This is a genomic window from Streptomyces sp. NPDC054840, from assembly GCF_053611065.1.
This window is the reverse complement of the sequence record NZ_JBSGZP010000085.1, coordinates 1-16,513: the sequence shown is the minus strand read 5'-3', so window position 1 is coordinate 16,513 and position 16,513 is coordinate 1. Positions and strand designations below refer to the sequence as shown.

Annotated in this window: 14 protein-coding genes and 3 pseudogenes; 11 read left to right on the top strand and 6 right to left on the bottom strand. The window is 69.4% G+C overall.

What is annotated here, in order from left to right; genetic code table 11:
* Together ACWGIU_RS09285 and ACWGIU_RS09280 are read left to right on the top strand one after the other, a co-directional pair.
* Positions 1-178, top strand: a pseudogene (locus ACWGIU_RS09285) (IS630 family transposase); the annotation flags it as partial.
* 561 nt (positions 179-739) lie between these two features.
* Positions 740-1,267 (top strand): hypothetical protein, encoded by a 528-nt coding sequence (locus ACWGIU_RS09280; RefSeq protein ID WP_453703916.1) that lies wholly within the window; start codon positions 740-742, stop codon positions 1,265-1,267.
* Here ACWGIU_RS09280 and ACWGIU_RS09275 read toward each other — a convergent pair.
* Positions 1,227-2,483, bottom strand: a complete 1,257-nt coding sequence (locus ACWGIU_RS09275; RefSeq protein ID WP_453703920.1) for an IS110 family transposase — start codon at positions 2,481-2,483, stop codon at positions 1,227-1,229. The genes ACWGIU_RS09280 and ACWGIU_RS09275 overlap by 41 nt on opposite strands.
* Before the next feature lie 620 nt (positions 2,484-3,103).
* Positions 3,104-3,388, bottom strand: a complete 285-nt coding sequence (locus ACWGIU_RS09270; protein ID WP_453703914.1) for a hypothetical protein — start codon at positions 3,386-3,388, stop codon at positions 3,104-3,106.
* Positions 3,389-3,924: 536 nt separating this feature from the next.
* Here ACWGIU_RS09270 and ACWGIU_RS09265 point away from each other — a divergent pair.
* Positions 3,925-4,691, top strand: a protein-coding gene (locus tag ACWGIU_RS09265) for an IS5 family transposase (RefSeq protein WP_453703918.1) whose coding sequence is annotated in 2 segments (ribosomal slippage) — positions 3,925-4,231 and positions 4,231-4,691 — 768 coding nt in all. Because the reading frame shifts where the segments join, the coding sequence is not laid out codon by codon here.
* A gap of 47 nt (positions 4,692-4,738) precedes the next feature.
* On the opposite strand, the gene ACWGIU_RS09260 is transcribed toward ACWGIU_RS09265, so the two are convergent.
* Both ACWGIU_RS09260 and ACWGIU_RS09255 read right to left on the bottom strand, forming a co-directional pair.
* The gene (locus tag ACWGIU_RS09260) at positions 4,739-6,124 is read right to left on the bottom strand and encodes a Fic family protein (RefSeq protein ID WP_453703912.1); all 1,386 of its coding nucleotides are present in this window, start codon (positions 6,122-6,124) and stop codon (positions 4,739-4,741) included.
* 229 nt (positions 6,125-6,353) lie between these two features.
* Positions 6,354-7,205: pseudogene (locus tag ACWGIU_RS09255) on the bottom strand (IS5 family transposase).
* A 324-nt stretch (positions 7,206-7,529) separates the two neighbouring features.
* Here ACWGIU_RS09255 and ACWGIU_RS09250 point away from each other — a divergent pair.
* Positions 7,530-8,147 (top strand): annotated as a pseudogene (locus tag ACWGIU_RS09250) (IS5 family transposase); the annotation flags it as partial.
* Here the strand turns inward: ACWGIU_RS09250 and ACWGIU_RS09245 are convergent.
* Both ACWGIU_RS09245 and ACWGIU_RS09240 read right to left on the bottom strand, forming a co-directional pair.
* A complete protein-coding gene (locus ACWGIU_RS09245) occupies positions 8,115-8,369 on the bottom strand; it encodes a DUF6924 domain-containing protein (RefSeq protein WP_453703910.1) in 255 nt (84 codons plus the stop codon). The pseudogene ACWGIU_RS09250 and the gene ACWGIU_RS09245 overlap by 33 nt on opposite strands.
* Positions 8,362-8,538, bottom strand: coding sequence for a DUF6924 domain-containing protein (locus ACWGIU_RS09240; RefSeq protein WP_453703908.1), 177 nt, complete (start codon positions 8,536-8,538; stop codon positions 8,362-8,364). Before ACWGIU_RS09240 ends, ACWGIU_RS09245 begins: the two co-directional genes overlap by 8 nt.
* A gap of 388 nt (positions 8,539-8,926) precedes the next feature.
* Here ACWGIU_RS09240 and ACWGIU_RS09235 point away from each other — a divergent pair, with 388 nt between their 5' ends.
* The 7 genes from ACWGIU_RS09235 (at position 8,927) to ACWGIU_RS09205 (ending at position 16,436) form a co-directional block, all read left to right on the top strand.
* On the top strand, positions 8,927-9,136 hold the full coding sequence (locus tag ACWGIU_RS09235; RefSeq protein WP_453703906.1) for a hypothetical protein: 210 nt from the start codon (positions 8,927-8,929) through the stop codon (positions 9,134-9,136).
* Positions 9,137-9,233: 97 nt separating this feature from the next.
* A complete protein-coding gene (locus ACWGIU_RS09230) occupies positions 9,234-9,458 on the top strand; it encodes a hypothetical protein (protein ID WP_453703904.1) in 225 nt (74 codons plus the stop codon).
* 124 nt (positions 9,459-9,582) lie between these two features.
* Positions 9,583-10,368, top strand: coding sequence for a class I SAM-dependent methyltransferase (locus ACWGIU_RS09225; protein WP_453703902.1), 786 nt, complete (start codon positions 9,583-9,585; stop codon positions 10,366-10,368).
* A 10-nt stretch (positions 10,369-10,378) separates the two neighbouring features.
* The gene (locus ACWGIU_RS09220) at positions 10,379-12,223 is read left to right on the top strand and encodes an ABC transporter ATP-binding protein (protein WP_453703901.1); all 1,845 of its coding nucleotides are present in this window, start codon (positions 10,379-10,381) and stop codon (positions 12,221-12,223) included.
* Between the two features lie 163 nt (positions 12,224-12,386).
* On the top strand, positions 12,387-14,297 hold the full coding sequence (locus ACWGIU_RS09215) for an alpha/beta fold hydrolase (RefSeq protein WP_453703899.1): 1,911 nt from the start codon (positions 12,387-12,389) through the stop codon (positions 14,295-14,297).
* Complete coding sequence (locus tag ACWGIU_RS09210; RefSeq protein WP_453703897.1) at positions 14,278-14,919, top strand: hypothetical protein; 642 nt, start codon at positions 14,278-14,280, stop codon at positions 14,917-14,919. Before ACWGIU_RS09215 ends, ACWGIU_RS09210 begins: the two co-directional genes overlap by 20 nt.
* On the top strand, positions 14,916-16,436 hold the full coding sequence (locus ACWGIU_RS09205) for a phytoene desaturase family protein (RefSeq protein WP_453703895.1): 1,521 nt from the start codon (positions 14,916-14,918) through the stop codon (positions 16,434-16,436). Before ACWGIU_RS09210 ends, ACWGIU_RS09205 begins: the two co-directional genes overlap by 4 nt.
* Positions 16,437-16,513 lie beyond the last annotated feature (77 nt).

Here is a 16,513-nt window from a genome sequence, read left to right as displayed (position 1 = left end):
GGTTGAAGCCGTCTGGTCACTCGTGCGCAGAGCGATGGCCAACACCGCCTTCGACACCCCCGATGGCCTCGACCGCACACTCCGCCGCGAGTTACACAGAATCCAGCTCCGGCCCCACCTGATCGACGGCTGCCTCACCGCCACAAGCCTGGCCATCAACCCACCGACCCCACCCTGAAAACCTCAGTAACGGTGCGTTGCCCTCTGAGGCACGGCCAGTGGTGTCCCATCTTGGGCGGTCGGACCGGCTTGCCCCACAACTTGCCGTACAACTTGCCCACCGGCTTGCTCTACAACTTGCCTCCGGGCTGGCCCTACAACTTGCCTCAGAGGGCGTCGGGCGCTGGCCTCGGTCAAGGGAGCTGAGCTGCGGGTCAAGGGGCCCGCGGACGACGCGAAAACCCGCCGACTACTTCGCTACGAGACCCCCTCCGACGTCCCTGTCGCTGTATGGGCCGAGGATCCGCCGGCCTTCGCCGCGGACCGGTTACTGGGCCCAGTAACCACTACCTTGCTGCGCCCTTCCGCGCAGTTCCTTCCTTCCTCCCGGAGAGCGGCTCTCTCGTCGCCGATGGAGGGAAGGAAGGAAGGAACGCGCGCCTCAGCCGCCCGACAACGACGCTCGACCTCTTCCTGGCTACCGCAGAAAGACACCTCATGCAGTTAAGCCGTCAAGGGGAGACCGGACCCACGTGGAAATCGGGTACTCGCCGCAGACACGGCCTGCGAGGCTGTGGGGGTGACTGAGACGACCCCTTATGACGCCGCCCGTGCCCGATTCACCCGCCAGGCGCTGGCGCGCCTCGTCCTGTGCGATCACGCTGTGGACGTTGCGGATGGCGCCGCCGGTCTGGTCGCCACCGGGAACGACCCTGACACCGGTCCCGGAGGCCGGGTAAGCCAGGCATTCCAGCTCGCAGAGCTCGCGGAGCGTGCTCTGGTCTCGGCCGTGATCTACGAGCGCGAGCGAGGCAGCTCCTGGGCGGAGATCGCCCAGTACCTGGGCATCGGTCCGGCAGAGGCGGAAGATCGGTTCGCCGCAATGCTGGACGACTGGAACACGGCCTTCGAGGTTCCCTACCGGCTCGACGACACTGGTCGAAAGCGCATACCCCAGCTGCCCACGGCAGCGTATGACCCCGCTTGGGCATGCGACCGGCTCGATACCTGGGCCGGGAACCGGCTCATTCTTGTCAACGACGAGCGTCCCGTCAGCTCGGGTCTCGTCATGGCTGTGCCGGAGGAGCTCCCGTCAGTGACCCCGTAGCGGTGTCTGTTGGGAAGGCGATCGCTTCGTCGAACAGACTGCGCGCCTGAAGGCAGTGGTGGAGCTGGCCGAGCATCCGGTTGAACAGGTGCCGCAGGGCCTGCATGTGCCAGTCTCCTCCTGCCCGGCGGCGCCGGTAGTGGGCGTCCGCGCCTGTGGAACCGCTGAGGGAGGCGAAGGCCCAGAGGTGGCCGACGTGGTTGAGTCGGTTGTTCTTGACGAACCGGCGTCCGACGTAGCGGCGTTTGCCGGAAGCCCGGGTGATCGGGGCCGAGCCGGCGTACGCCTTCAGCCCTCCAGCCGTGGCGAACCTGGTCCTGTCATCGCCCATCTCGCCCAGAATGCGGGCACCGACCTGAGGGCCGATCCCGGGGAAGCTCAGCATGATCGCCGCGTCCGGGTGCGACCGGAAGGCATCCTCAGTGGCCCGCGCCAGGTCATCGACTGCCTCGCAGGCCGCGTCCAGCTGCAGCAGCAGGGCCAGTGCCTGCTTGCCCATGGCGTCCTCGACGAGGGGCAGCTGCCGAGGGGCCTCCTGGCGGAAGAGCTGCTGGATTCGTTCGGCGTCCGTCTCGATGCCCCGGCGGCGGCCGGCTCGCCGGAGCATGGCGGTCAGCTTCCACATCTGCAGCTTGGCGGCAAGAGCAGGTGTAGGTGCGACGGCCAGAATGCGGCGGGCATCAGGGCGGGTCAGGGTTCCCGGCTTGTCCCTGAACGCCTCGATCAACGCCGGGAAGTATTCCCTCAGCAGGGACCGCAGTTGATTGGCGACCTGCTGCCGGTTCCAGACCGCGTCTTGCTGCGCGCGGGCCAAGACGGCGACGGCTTGGGCCAGGTCGGTGTCGGCGGGCAGAGTGCGGTGCATCGGCGCGTCGGTGCGGATGATGTCCGCGAGGACCAGGGCGTCTCCCGGGTCCGACTTCTTGCGGCTGACTCCGTGGCGGTCGCGGTAGCGGGAGGCCGCCATCGGGTTGACCGCGTAGATCTTCCGTGAGCCGTGCCGCAGCGTCGCGACAAGCAGTCCTCGGCTGGTCTCGATGGCCACCGGGATCGGCACCTCCGCGGTGTCGCCGTGTTCCGCCAGCAGGTCGAGCAACACCCGGTAGCCGTCCAGGTCGTCATTGATCCGGCACTTGGCCAGCAGCTTGCCTGTGTCGTCGACGATCGCGACGTCGTGGTGTCCCTCCGCCCAGTCGATCCCGCAGAACACGTCCATGGATCCCGCCCCTTCTCCGGTGTTGTTCTCGAAGGCGAGCACGCGGCGCCGCACGGCGCACTAATTCCAGGGCTCCAAGGCCCGCCACCTCATCAGCCGTGCGCGGCGCCGCAAGCCGCACGGGCGCGCGCCGTGTCCAGAGCTCGAAGCTCGTGAGGAGAAAACGCGTCACCGTGCGGCAGCTCATCCATCGAGGATCCCGAACCCGACGGGCCCGCGGGGACAGAACGTGCGAGGACCGGCCGGCGCCCAGCGCCACCAGTCTTTACAAAGACCTCGCACGGTCGGAGGTGTCGTAGGGGTCACCACGGCACCGACCGGACCACACACGTCCTGCCCCAGGCTGGACAACGCCGCCCCGGGCCCATCAGAGATCCAGAACCTCTAATTACTATCGAATTAGAGGTGTCGTCGTGGCGGTGGGGCATGCCCACTGGGCCGGACCAGGCACGATGCTCAAGATCACGAAAGCGGGGCTCCCACTCCCGGTCACACCTCCGGTGCAACTCCTAGAGCACCTCCACGTGCAACCCTCCAGCCCCCTTCCGGTGCAACTGTCCCGGGGGCTCGTCCACGTGGGCTTGCCCACCTGCGCAGCGCACCGGACGGCCGGCGTCTGGCTACCTCTGCCGGTGGTACCGACGGTCGTAGCGGCCGGGCTCACCGGACATCACGTCGTAGCTGTCGGGGCGGGACAGTCCGAGCGAGGCGATCATCCAGCCTCCGATCGCGACGGACGTCCCGCAGTTCCCGCAGTGGTAGTAGTCGACGTCGGGGGGGTGGGACAGGTTGCCGGGAGCGGCGCGGAGGTCCTGGTGCTGGGGAAGGCGGGGAGGTCCGCGGTCGGCTGTGCCGCTGGTACTCGCCGCGGGCGTCCTCCAGGCGGTAGAAGCAGCCGGGGACATCCGTGAATTCGTCAGCCTGGAGGCGTGCACTTCGACGTCCGAGGCGGTGACCGACTACCCGTCGCCGACAGTCAGGGCAATGTGCGACCCGGCGCTCCTGATGCTGCTCCGGAAGACCGCGGCCGTCGGCCACTTCTACGCGCAGGCCAAGGTCGCGCTACGTCAGACGCGGCCGGCTGGGCGACGATCTTGCACGGCCCGCACACCCCCCCCGATCAGTCTCCCGATCTGTGGCCTACGACTCTTCAGGCGCCGGGGTGAAGTTTGCAGGGCCGATTCTTCCCCGCTGTGGGCAAGCCGCCTGAGCAGGCATCTTGCGGCCCGGGCAAGCCTCGCCACCCCATGGACAACTGGGCGCCACGGCCTGGGCAAGCCTTCGGGCACCGTGGGCAAGCCGTCCCAGCCGGCTGGGCAAACCGTTTCAGTTCGAGGCTCGGCGGACCCGCTGTGACTTAGAAGTCATCTCATTTGGATGACTGGGTAAGCTGTCGGTCGTGGCGGGGATCGTTGAGCGGCTGGTGCCGGATGAGTTGTGGATGCTGTTCCAGCGGGTGGTGCCGGAGGCGCCGTCGCGGCCGCAGGGTGGTGGCCGGCGTCGGCGCGGCGACCGGGAGGTGCTCGCCGCGATCGTCTTCGTGGCCACGTCGGGCTGTACCTGGCAGCAGCTGCCCTCGGCTTCGTTCGGGCCGTCGGGGGCGACAGCCCATCGGCGCTTCTCCGAGTGGACGAAAGCCAGGGTGTGGGCCAAGCTGCACCGCCTGGTCCTCGACGAGCTCGGCGCCCGCGGCGAGCTGGACTGGTCCCGCTGCGCGATCGACTCCGTCAACATGCGGGCCCTGAAAAGGGGGACCTGACAGGTCCGAATCCTGTCGATCGGGGCAAGTTCGGATCGAAGATCCACTTGATCACCGAGAGGACCGGTCTGCCCCTGTCCGTCGGAATCTCAGGAGCGAACCTCCACGACAGCCAGGCCCTCCAGCCTCTCGTCCGTGGCATACCGCCCATCAGGTCGCGCCGCGGACGCCGACGGCGCAAGCCCGCCAAGCTCCACGCCGACAAGGGCTACGACTACGCCCACCTGCGGAAATGGTTACGTCAGCGCGGCATCACACACCGCATCGCCCGCAAGGGCATCGAGCCCTCGCAGCGACTGGGCCGTCACCGCTGGACCATCGAACGCACCATGGCCTGGCTCGCCGGCTGCCGCAGACTCCACCGCCGCTACGAACGCAAAGCCGAACACTTCCTCGCCTTCACCAGCATCGCCTGCACCCTCATCTGCTACCGCAGACTCGCCAAATGAGATGACCTCTTAGCGCTCTACTTGGCGACGGTCGCCAACTGGGACGCTCACCTCGATGCCGAGCCGGTTGAGTCGGTGCTGCGGCGGCGGGTCTCCGCTAGATGGACGTTGATGTAGCGGACGAGGATCAGCGGGTCCTGGGGGTTGTCCGCCTCGAAGGTGACGCGGCGCAGGAGACTGACTCCGTCGAGTGCGATGCCTTCGCGGGCGAGGACGAAGACGAGGGCGAGGAAGGCGGATCGGGCGTTGCCGTCTTCGAAGGGATGGAAAAAGCAGACGTCGAGATAGGTACGCGCGGCCCGGGCGGTCAGCCCGAGAGGTCGGCCCATGTCGGATGCGCTCTCGGCCAGGCACGTGTCGAAGCGGGCAGGTATGTCCGGTCCGATGCCGTAGCGCTCCCGGCCTCCCTTGGCGAAGGCGGGCGAGGTGCGGAACCGTGGCGGCTGCGGGGCGCCCAGGAGGTGCTGCTGCCAGCTGCTGAGCAGTGCGAGGTCGAGCCGCGCTCCTCGTGCCGCGTCGGCTCGGACTAGGTCCAGGGCGCTGAGCAGGCCTTGGGCTCGGGCGGGGTCGATGGCGCCGTCGAAGGCCCGGATGTCCCCCGCCGTGCCGTCCCGAAGGGGCACCACCGGTCCGTCCGTACCGCCGTCCGGGATCTCGTGCCACGGCACCGATTCGCGTACCGCGAGCCAGCACTGCAAGTGGTCCCGAGGCGGCGTGTCTGCGCGCGTACGGCCGTCGGCCGGCTGCAGAGAGAGCGCGAGCTGCTCCGCGATGTCGTCGACCACCACCGTGTCAGGACCGGTCCAGCTGTGGAAGCGTCCGCCGATCGCCTCGTCGACCAGGCCCTGGGCCGCGTCGGGCGCGACTCCCCAGCGGTTGAGAAACCAGGTGAGTACTTGGCTGCAGTGGCCGTGCCAGCCGCTGCCGCACCCGGTACGGTCGACGACCTGCAGGATCAGGTTCCTTGCCGTGCGCTCCCACAGGATCCGCTGGTCGTCGATGTCGGTCAGGTCCAGGGGGAACGCCTCGAACCAGCCGGCGAGGTACTCCAGCCACTCGCGCCACTCACGCAAGGCCGCCTCGACTCGGGCCAAGGTCTCTTCCGGCGTCGTGATCGAGTGCTGCGGGCAGCACCAGTTGCCTATCGGTCCGCCGTCGAAATCCCCTTCGTCATGCGCCCAGCGCCATCCGACTGTCCAGCTGCCGTAGCGCTGCACGAGGGAGTACGACATCGCGTCGGCCCAGGACCTGGCCTCGCCACGGCTCCAGGTGCTCATCACGGGGTCCCCGAATGGGACGTCCGGGCGGATGGGCACGCACCGGGCCGGACCGAGCGAGCGCACTGTCCGCGCCAGGGACGCGTCGTCGAAGGGGTGACGAGTGGGGTCCACGTCGTCCCAGGTCAGGAAGCCAGGAGCCAATTCAACGATCACCGCGCAAGCCTGCCAGGCCCGCACAGCGCCCCCAACCGGTTTTCCCCGCCAGGAGCGCGACGGGACCCTGTCGCCACCTCCGACGCACAGCCCCGCCAACTAATCGGCCGCTGCTTCACCAAGGCGAGGCGCGCGCCGCTGGTCCACGGGGTGATCCGTTAGCGTTCTAGTTGGCGGATGAGCGTCTTAGAGGTCGTTTTCGCCTGATATTTCATCCCGGAATCGGGTGTTATGGGGTCTTCTTCGGGTCGCGCCAGGAGATGGTGTTCTCGCTGGTGAGGCGGCGGGTCATGAGGTCGGTCATGGCGATGTGGATGATGGCTTCGGAGCGGGTGGTCAGGGTTTCGTAGTCGCGGGCAAGGCGTCGGTGGAGCATGAGCCAGCCGTAGGTCCGCTCGACCGCCCACCGTTTGGGTACGGGGGTGAATCCCCTGGTCCCGGGCTTGCGGGTGGTGATTTCCATGTCGATGCCGAGTGTGGCGGCGTGCTCGACGAGGTGCTGGCGGTAGCCGCCGTCGGCCCAGACCTTGCGGATGCCGGGGTGTTCGACGGCGATCTGGTCGAGCAGTGCGGTACCGGCGACGGAGTCCTGCACGCTCGCCGCAGTGACCAGCACGGCGAGGAGGAGTCCGAGTGTGTCGGTGACGATGCTCCGCTTCCTGCCGACGATCTTCTTGCCGGCGTCGATTCCCTGGCCAGCGGCGGGGGACGCTGGTGGAGGTCTTGACGCTCTGGGCGTCGATCACACAGGCCGTCGGCTCGGCGTCCCTGCCTTCTTTCTCTCGCAGAAGCTGCCGGAGCAGGCCGTTGAGCTGGGCGAACACGCCCTCGTCGGCCCATTTGGCGAAGTAGCCGTAGACGGTGTTCCAGTGCGGGAAGTCGTGCGGGAGGTAGCGCCACTGGACTCCGGTCCGGTCGACATACAAGATGCGTCCATGATGTCGCGCAGATCGTGCTCGGGCGGCCGGCCGAAGTCCAGAGCCCTGCCGCGCCGCTCGAAGCGCCAGGCGGCCAGGACCGGCTCGACCAACTCCCAACGGGCATCGGACAGATCACTCGGATACGCACGTCGATTCGCCATACTTCCGGCCTACCGCGCCGGACCGCATGCGCCCAGGCGCACACCCGCGACGGTGGAAGCACACGACCTCGGAGACCGGTCATCCTGGGATGAAACAGGAACACGTGGCCTTTCGCCCCATCAGCCACCCCACCCGTCCCCGCGGGCATCGATCGCCGCCGCAACCTCACCTGCACCGCAACCCGGCACTCCGAAATCTGTTGATAAGCGGGCAGTCTAGGTGAAAACTACCTCTAAAAGAGCGTTTTGTCCCGGCGAGGTTGTTTGGTAGCAGTATGGATGCCTGTCTTGCCGGGGGCGTCTGAGCTTTCTGTCTGCTGCCGCCTGAGGCGATTGGTCCGGGAGGCGGAGGGCAGGGAGGCCGAGCCGAGCGCGTGCGTGGTGGACGCGCAAAGCATCAAGACCTCAGCAAACGTGCCGGCCGGGGGGCAGGGTATCGATGCAGGGAAGAAGATCGCAGGTCGCAAGCGTCACATCGGGGTCGACACTCTCGGCCTCCTCTTGGCCGTGCTGGTCGCCACCGCGAGCGTCTCCGACAACGCCGGCGGCGTCCAGGTGCTCTCACAGATCGCGCAGGCCCACCCGCGGGTGACGAAGGCCTGGGCCGACACCGGCTACCGAACCACAGCCATCGACCACGGCGCCCGCCTCGGCATCGACGTCGAAGTCATCCGCCGCGACCCCGGCGAGAAGGGCTTCAAGGTCCTCCCGCGACGCTGGGTCGTCGAGCGGACCTTCGGCTGGCTGATGCACCACCGACGCCTGGCCCGCGACTACGAAGCCCTGCCCACCCGCTCCGAAGCGATGATCCGCCTCGCGATGATCGACCTGATGAGCCGTCGCCTCACACGAGAAGCCACGCTGAACTGTGCGGTACATAGCGCCCGGACGGGCCGCAACCAGAAAACGTCAGCCCTGGTCAAAGCCGCGGAATGTCCCTGATCCATCAGCGGCGTCGGCGAACTGCGCAAAGTCCATGTTGGCGATGCTGAGGTTGGCCGAGATGTCAGGAAACCACCGAGCGGGGACCCGGAACGTCCGCCCGGGCTCATCCGAGAGGTCCACGGCCAGGAGCGGGTGACCCGGATCCTTCATCGTGGCTGCGTCCGCCAAAAACATATAGACGATCTGTTCGTCTTCGTCCGCGGCAGCCTCTTCAGCCATCAAAGGCCTGGACCCCCACGCCAGCAAAGCGAAGCTCGCTGACATACGTGGCATGGGGGTACTCGCCAGCCGCGTCGAGTGCGGCTCGAACCGCGTCCCAGGCCCCCTCGTCACCGAAGCCGGTACGCAGCACCAGCGAGGTCAGATCATCGGGCTGAGGCAGAGGCATCTCGTGATCCTCTCACTTGACGCTGACATCGACTGCCCAGACCAGGGGCCCCGCACCGGCGGAACTCCTCAAGCAACCCGGCGATACCAAACACCCCTGCCAGGACAAAACGCTCTTTAAGGATGCCGGCAGGCGACGCTGGCCCCCGACGGACGCGAACCCACGACGGACGGGCGGGCGGGTGCCTCTTCCGTCACTCTTCCGTCGCAAGAACCCTAGGGGTTTCCCCAATGCTGCCGTGGTCCGGCGGTAGCAGACTGCTGACGTGCGCAGGGGAGATCCCGTGGCGGAACCGCGACGGGGCCCGCGAGCGGCCTCGGCGCGAGTGCAACGCCCGGGCAGGCAGCGGAGCATCCCCTGGCTACCCCACCCAGGAAAGGACATCCCCATGACCCATGTCGCTGTTCGCGTCAACGACGAACCGCCGACGTTGTTCGGTGAGTTGACGGCAGTGGACGAGGGCCGCCATTTGTCGGAGCTAGCTCCCGCCATGGCCACCCCCGCCGCCGTCGCCGCCGGGGTGGCCCTCAGCGCCGTCGCCTTCACCGCCGGTGTCGCCGTCGGTGCCCGTGCGGTGGGCGGGACACAACCCTCATAGGCCCCCGCGAACCGCTGAAGGTACGACTGAGCGCCGAGCTGCCCCCTGCGGCCCGGCCCGTTTCGTGAACCACCACCACACGAAGTCTGGAGCTGTCATGTCTGTACTGACCGAGCACGTGAATTCCAGTGGGGAACTGGCCGAGTTCCCGCTGAGGGCCGACCGGGCCCGGCAGATGGGTGACCTGGCACCGGTCCTCGCGACCCCCGCCACCGTGGTTGCCGTCGCCGCCGGAGTGGCGATCGGGGCTCAGCTCGCCGCCGTCTTCACCGCCGGTGTCGCCGTCGGTGCCCGTGCGGTGGGCGGGACCCAGCCCTCGTAGCTCCCCGCGAACCGCTGAAGTGTGACGGGAAGGCGCACCACTGCCGGTGTGTCTTCCCGTGTTCGTCAACAGAAGGAGTTCGCCCTGCTGCGCGATCTCCACCATCATCTATCGAGCGGGCGGTATGAGCGACATTCAGGACCTCGGTTACGGACGCCAGTTCGCCGATTTCTACAACCGGATTTTTCCGCCGGGCGACGACACGGCGAAATGGCTCGCCGGCCTCCACTCCGGAGACGGTACGCCGGCGCTGGAACTCGGGGTCGGCACGGGACGCATCGCCCTGCCGCTGGCGGACCACGCCGGTGAGGTGGTCGGTGTCGACTCCTCCCCAGAGATGCTGGAGGTGTTGCGCAGCGTCCTGGCGCGCGAGCCCAGGCCGGTCACCGCGGTGCACGGCGACATCCGGACCTACAGGAGCGAGCGGAAGCACGGACTGGTGCTCTGCGTCTGCGGAACACTGTCGATGCTGCTCGATCCCGCGGAGCAGCAGCAGGTGCTGGAGACGTGCTCGGAGGCCCTGGCGCCCGGCGGCGCCGTGGTCATCGAGACGCACAATCCGACCTTCGTGGACGCAATGCACGAAGGGCGCCTCCGCGAGAACTTCTTCATCCCCTGCGGAGAGGACGCCGGCCTCCAGTCGTACTCCCAAATCATCCCCGCGCAGCGGCTCTGGCACCTGTCGTACGTCTGGCACGAGGACGGCCGCACCCGGCTCGCGTCCGAGATCAGCAGGCTGACGACACCGGCCGAGATCGACGCGTACGCCCGTAGCGCGGGGCTGTGCCTGGAGGCGCGCTACGGGGACTGGCAGGGGTCACCCTTCACCGGCGCCGAGCCCATGACCATCTGTGTGTACCGGCGCGCGGGCGGGCAGGCCGGTTCCGCGACCTCGGAACAGGAGCGGTGAGGACGCCACCATGGCAAGTACTTCGCTGAGCGCCGATGTTTCGGACACGGGGACGATCACGGACGAGCCGAAGACGGGCGCGGAAGCCGCCGGCGTCGCCGCTCCGGGCGACGAGCTGTCCTTGCGGGAGACGCTCATGGCCTTCCGGGGATACGTGCGCCCGCACTGGCCGGAGATCGCGCTCGCCAGTCTGCTGCTGGTGGGGGCGGGCATACTCGGCCTGCTCCAGCCGCTGGAGGTGAGGGACGTACTCACCGCGTACGCGCGGGGCAGCCAGGTGGCGCCCGGGTTGCTGAGGCTGACCGCCTTGGTACTGGTGGCCTCGGTGGCTCTGGCCCTCGGCAACTTCCTGCTATTGCGTGCCGCCGAGCGCGTGGTGCTGGCCGGGCGCCGTGGGCTGGTGCGTCACATACTGCGCCTGCCCATGCGGGCCATGAGCGGCCAGGCGCCGGGTGATCTGCTCGCCCGGGCAGCGGGCGACACCTCGCTGCTGCGGCAGGTCGTCACGCAGACCCTGGTGCAGGCCCTCACCGGTGTCGTGATGATCATCGGCACGCTGGTGATGATGGCGATCGTCGACGCCGTGCTACTCGCCGTCACCGTGGGTGTGATCGTGCTGCTCGGAGCCGTGGTCGGCGTCATCCTGCCCCTCATCCGGCGCGCCGCGCTGCGAGCGCAAGAGTCGGTCGGCCTGATGGGCGCGGCCCTGGAGCGTGCGCTGAGCGCTTTCACGACGGTCAAGGCTTCCGGGGCGGAGCCGGTCGAGGCGGAGCGTGTCGGCATGGCGGCGCGGGACGCGTACGACGAGGGTGTCGTGCTCGCACGCTGGGGCTCAGTGGCGGGGACCGCCGCCGGGCTGGCGGTGCAGGTTGCCTTCCTCGTCGTGCTCGGCGTGGGCGGGGCGCGCGTCAGCAGCGGCGCCATCTCCGTCGCCACGCTCACCGCTTTCCTGCTGTACGTGCTCTATCTCGCCCAGCCGGTCATGTCGCTGACCAACGTCGGCACCTACTTCCAGGCCGCCCGCGCCGCCGTACAGCGCTTGGCCGAGGTCACCCAGCTGCCCACCGAGCCCGTGGACGAGGCGCTTTCCCCGGCGTACGCCGATGATGCGGGGAGCACCGGCGCAGCCTCCCTGGTCTTCGAGAACGTGTCCTTCACCTACCCCGGCCGGACCACCCCCGCTCTGGACCGCTTCTCTCTCCGGATCCCCGCCACCGGCCTCACCGCCCTCGTGGGCCCTTCCGGAGCCGGCAAGACCACCGCGCTGAGCCTCATGGAGCGCTTCTACGAACCGGACCGGGGCCGCGTCCTGCTCGACGGGTGCGACCTGCACGACTGGAACCTGAAGGCCCTGCGCGCCGGCATCGGCTATGTGGAGCAGGACGCCCCGGTGATGGCGGGCACGCTGCGCGACAACCTCGCCTACGCCGCCCCCACTGCGACCGACGAGGAGCTGCGCTCGGCTCTGAAGGCCACGAGGCTCCTGCCGCTGTTCGAACGCCTCGGCGGCAACCTCGACGCCAAGATCGACCACCACGGCAGCTCACTGTCTGGCGGGGAACGCCAGCGCATCGCCATCGCCCGGGCCCTGTTGCGCCGCCCGCGCCTGCTTCTCCTCGATGAGGCGACCTCACAGCTCGACGCCGTCAACGAGGCGGCACTGCGCGAGGTGGTCGCTGAGCTTTCCGCCCGGACGACGGTGGTCGTCGTCGCCCACCGTCTGTCGACCGTGCGTTCGGCCGCCCGTATCGCCGTGATCCAGGACGGCTGCCTGCGGGCCGTCGGCACCCATGCCGCGCTGATGCGCGACGACTCCCTGTACGCCGAACTCGTCTCGCACCAACTGCTCGGCTGAGGCCCACGGCCTCGGACCGGGAGCCGTGTGCGCACCCGGCCCCACCGTCCCGACGCTTTCACCGTCCCGACGCAGACCGTCGTGCTCCCGGTGAGGCGGGATCCGGAAGCGCGCACCGCTTGCATGAGACACGAAGAAGACCGAGAGAGAAAGGACTTCCCTCATGACGCGATGGCCGAAGCTGATGCGTGCCGTCCTGTCGCCGCCGTCCGTGAGCCGGGCCACGGCCCTGTCGCTCAGCGAGCGGCTGAGCGCGGCGACGCACCTCGTGGCGAGTCTGGAGTACCTGACGACAGAGCGGGACCGCAGACACGGCGGGCTGAACAACTGGGAGGTCAACCGTGAGGCCTCCTTCTCGACGTGGTCGCCGGTGCTCCGCAAGGTGCTCGACCTGGCCGCCCGTCCGCGCGTCACCCGCGCTCTGCATGTCGTCCGGGTGGGCGCCGCGGCGACGCTGCTGGCCCCGTCGCCCCGGCCGGCGCGCGTGGCGGCGAACGCCCTGCTGTCGGGTACCTCCCTCGTCCTGTACCCGCTCAACCACTACGGGACCGACGGTTCCGACCAGGTGTCCTTCCTGGTCCAGTCCGTCGCTACGGTCGCCCGGGCGGGGGAGCGGAACGCGCAGCTCGTGGACGCCTGTCTGTGGTTCGTCGCCCTGCAGTCGACGCTTTCCTATGCCGTGTCCGGCTGGGTCAAGATGACCAGTGCAAACTGGCGCAGCGGCCGGGCACTGACCGGGGTGATGCGGACCCTGACCTACGGCGACCGCACCGCCTGGGAACTGGTGCGCCGTCACCCGCGTGCCGCGCACGCCCTGTGTGCTGGTGTGCTGGCGCTGGAGTGTGCCTTCCCGGCCGTGTTTCTCGCGAAGGGGCGGGCGGCGCCGCTGATGCTGGGCTCGGCAGCTGTCTTTCACCTCGCCAACGCCCGGGTGATGGGGCTCGGCCGGTTCCTGTGGTCGTTCGTCTCCATGCACCCGGCCGTGCTGTACGCCGCCGGGCCGCGTGAGCGCACCGCGGCGGACGGCCGGGTGGAGCGGCGCGACGACGCCCTCCCGGTGCTCGCGGTCGGGCTGCTGGCCGCCGCGCTGGGCGTCCTCCAGGTGGAGAAGGTCCGCCAGAGCCGCAGGGTGCTGCGGGGCCGGGGTGATGAGGAGGAGTTCACCGCCGGTTCGGGAAACACGCTCTCGTACCGGCGCACCGGTCCGGACAGCGCCGCGGCGGACGACGGCACACAACCGGTGGTCATCCTTGAGAACGGCCTCGTCGCGACCTCCGAGCACTGGGAGTGGATCGTGCGGGGGCTCTCGGAGCAGTTCACCGTCGTGACCTACCACCGGGCGGGCTACGGCCGCAGCACCTATGGCGGGCCCGAGGACAAGGCGTACAGCCTCGACACCGCCGTGGACGACCTCGTCGACCTGATGAGGCACACGGCAGGTGACCGCCCGGTCGTCCTGGCCGGCCACTCACTGGGCGGCTACCTGGCACTGAAGGCGGCCGGCCGGCTCCCGGACCAGCTCCTGGGTGCCGCTCTGCTCGACTCGAGCCATCCCGCCGCGCTGCAGCGCTCATCCCGCCAGGCACAGGGCCAGGAGATGTTCAGCGGCTCGCTCTCGTCTGTCGCCACCTCGCTGAGGCTCGGCATGGGCGGACTGCTCAGCAACCCCCACTGGGTCGACCGACTGCCGGAGGAGGTGCGCATCCTGCTGACGGCGCACTACCGCGACTCGCGGATGTGGGTGGCCGGGCGCCGCGAATGGCGGGCCGTACGGGAGGAGTTCAACTCCTTCGAGGGGAGAGTGCCGGACTGCGGTGTCCCCCTGCTCGTCATGACGGCCGGACACACGGCCGCCCAGGACCCGGTCCAGGCGGAACTCCACGCCGAGCTCGCCGAAGCGGCTCCGCACGGCGCGCATCACATCATCGACGGCGCCGGACACGACTCCGTGCTCACGGACCGGGACACGGCCCAGTACGTCGTCAAGCTGGTGTCGGACTTCGTTGCGAACCTGGGCGAGGACGCTGCGAGGACCGAGAAGAAGGGGGCTTGCCATGAGTTCCGTTCGAGTTGACGGCGGTGCGGTACGGGCGGAGCCGCGCGGGGCTCTCACCCTGCTGGTACTCGGCGGGCTCGCGGTGTGGCTCAGTGCGACCACCGCGGGCCAGCACCCGCACAGCGGATTCGACCGCGTACGCAGCCATGACAGGAGCGGACTGTTCATACCGAACTGGAGGTTCTTCGCCCCCGAGCCTGCCCAGCACGACTTCCACGTCCTGCACCGCGTCCTGACGGCGGACGGCACGCAGACGCCCTGGGAGGAGACCACGCGGATCACGCCGCGAGCCTCGTCCCAGCTCCTGTGGTTCCCACAACGGCGCCGGGAGAAGGCGCTTTTCGACGTGTGCGCCGAGCTGATCACGCTGATGTCCAAACCGGACCTGGATCTGACGTTGTTCCCCGCGTACCGGGTGCTGCGGGACCTCGTAGGGCTGACCGTGCGGGACACCCACAGCGGCCAAGAGCCCCCGCAGGGCTTCCAGTTCCTCATCGCCAGACACACGGGGCATGACCAGACCCACGAACCGGACTATGTGTTCCTCTCGCCGTTCGTGTGCACCGGTGCCGGCTCCGGCGGCGGGGAACCAGGCGGGGGTGCCCCCGCGGACGGCCGCACCGTGGCGGCGGGAGCGTGAGCTCTCGGTATGACGGGCGGAGCCGGGAGGGGTCCGCCGGGGAGGTGGACGCCGTCGTCGTCGGCGCCGGTCCCAATGGCTTGGCCGCCGCCATCGTCCTCGCCGGAGCCGGGCTGGAGGTCGTGGTGTACGAGGCCGCGCCCACCATCGGCGGCGGCGCCCGCACCGCTGAGCTGACTCTGCCCGGCTTCCGCCACGACGTGTGCTCCGCCGCGCACCCCATGGGCCTGGCCTCGCCCTTCTTCCGTGCCTTCGACCTCGCGGCGCACGGGGTCCGGATGCTGCGTCCCGCGGTGTCGTACGCCCACCCGCTCGACGGGGGCAGGGCGGGGCTGGCCTGGCGGGACCTGGAGCGCACGGTCGACGGGCTCGGACGGGACGGACCTGCCTGGCGTTCGCTCCTCGGACCGCTGGTGGACCGCTGGCAGGGGCTGACCGGCGCCGCCATGTCGGACCTGCGCAGCCCCCCGCCGGACCTGGTCACGGCGGCCCGTCTCGCCCTGCGCATCGCGGAGCAGGGCTCCCCCCTGTGGGGCGCACGCTTCGGCGGATCCCTCGCACCCGCGCTGCTCACCGGAGTGAGTGCGCACGCCATCGCCCCGCCGCGCGCCCCCGTGCCGGCGGGGGTAGGGCTGGTCCTGGCGGCCCTGGGACACGCGGTGGGCTGGCCGATCCCCTTGGGCGGCAGCCAGACCATCGTGGACGCGATGGCCGCCGAACTGCGCCGCCGCGGTGGGCGGATCGTCACCGGGCGGCACATCGGGTCCCTCTCCGAGCTGCCGCGGGCACGCGCGGTGCTGCTGGACGTGACCCCGGCCGGGCTGCTGCGCATCGCTGGGGACGCGCTCCCCGGCCGGTACGCCCGCCGCCTGCGGGCATACCGGTACGGCGGGGCCGTGTGCAAGGTCGACTTCGCACTGTCCGGACCGGTGCCGTGGAAGGCGTCCGGATGCGAGCTCGCGGGCACGCTGCACCTGGTGGGGACCCGCGAGGAGGCCGTCGCCGTCGAACGCGAGGTCGCCGCGGGCCGGCACCCCGAGCGTCCCTACGTCCTCGCCATCCAGCCCGGCGTCGTCGACCCGACGCGTGCACCGGCCGACCGCCACACCCTCTACACCTACGCGCACGTTCCGCACGGATCACCCCTGGACATGGGGGAAGCGGTGACCGCGCAGCTGGAACGTTTCGCGCCGGGATTCCGGGACCTCGTGCTCGCCCGCCAGGTTCTCCCCGCCGCCGGACTGGCGGAGCACAACCCCAACTACGTGGGCGGTGACATCGCAGGAGGTGCGCTGTCCCTGTGGCAGACGGCGATGCGCCCGGTTCCGGGCCTGGATCCGTACGTCACCCCGCTCCCCGGGGTGTACCTGTGCTCGGCGTCGACCCCACCGGGCCCAGCCGTGCACGGCATGTGCGGGCTGTACGCCGCGAGGCAGGTACTGCGCCGGCGCTTCGGCATCACCGCCGATCCGCTGGAGCTGGTACGGGCGCCCTCCGCGGGAGCCGTACAGCGATAGGCGATCGGAGGGTAGGACCGGCGGAGCAAGCGCTGCCGCGGTGGTCAGGTCTAGGCGGCGGCCGCGGGCCCGGGCCC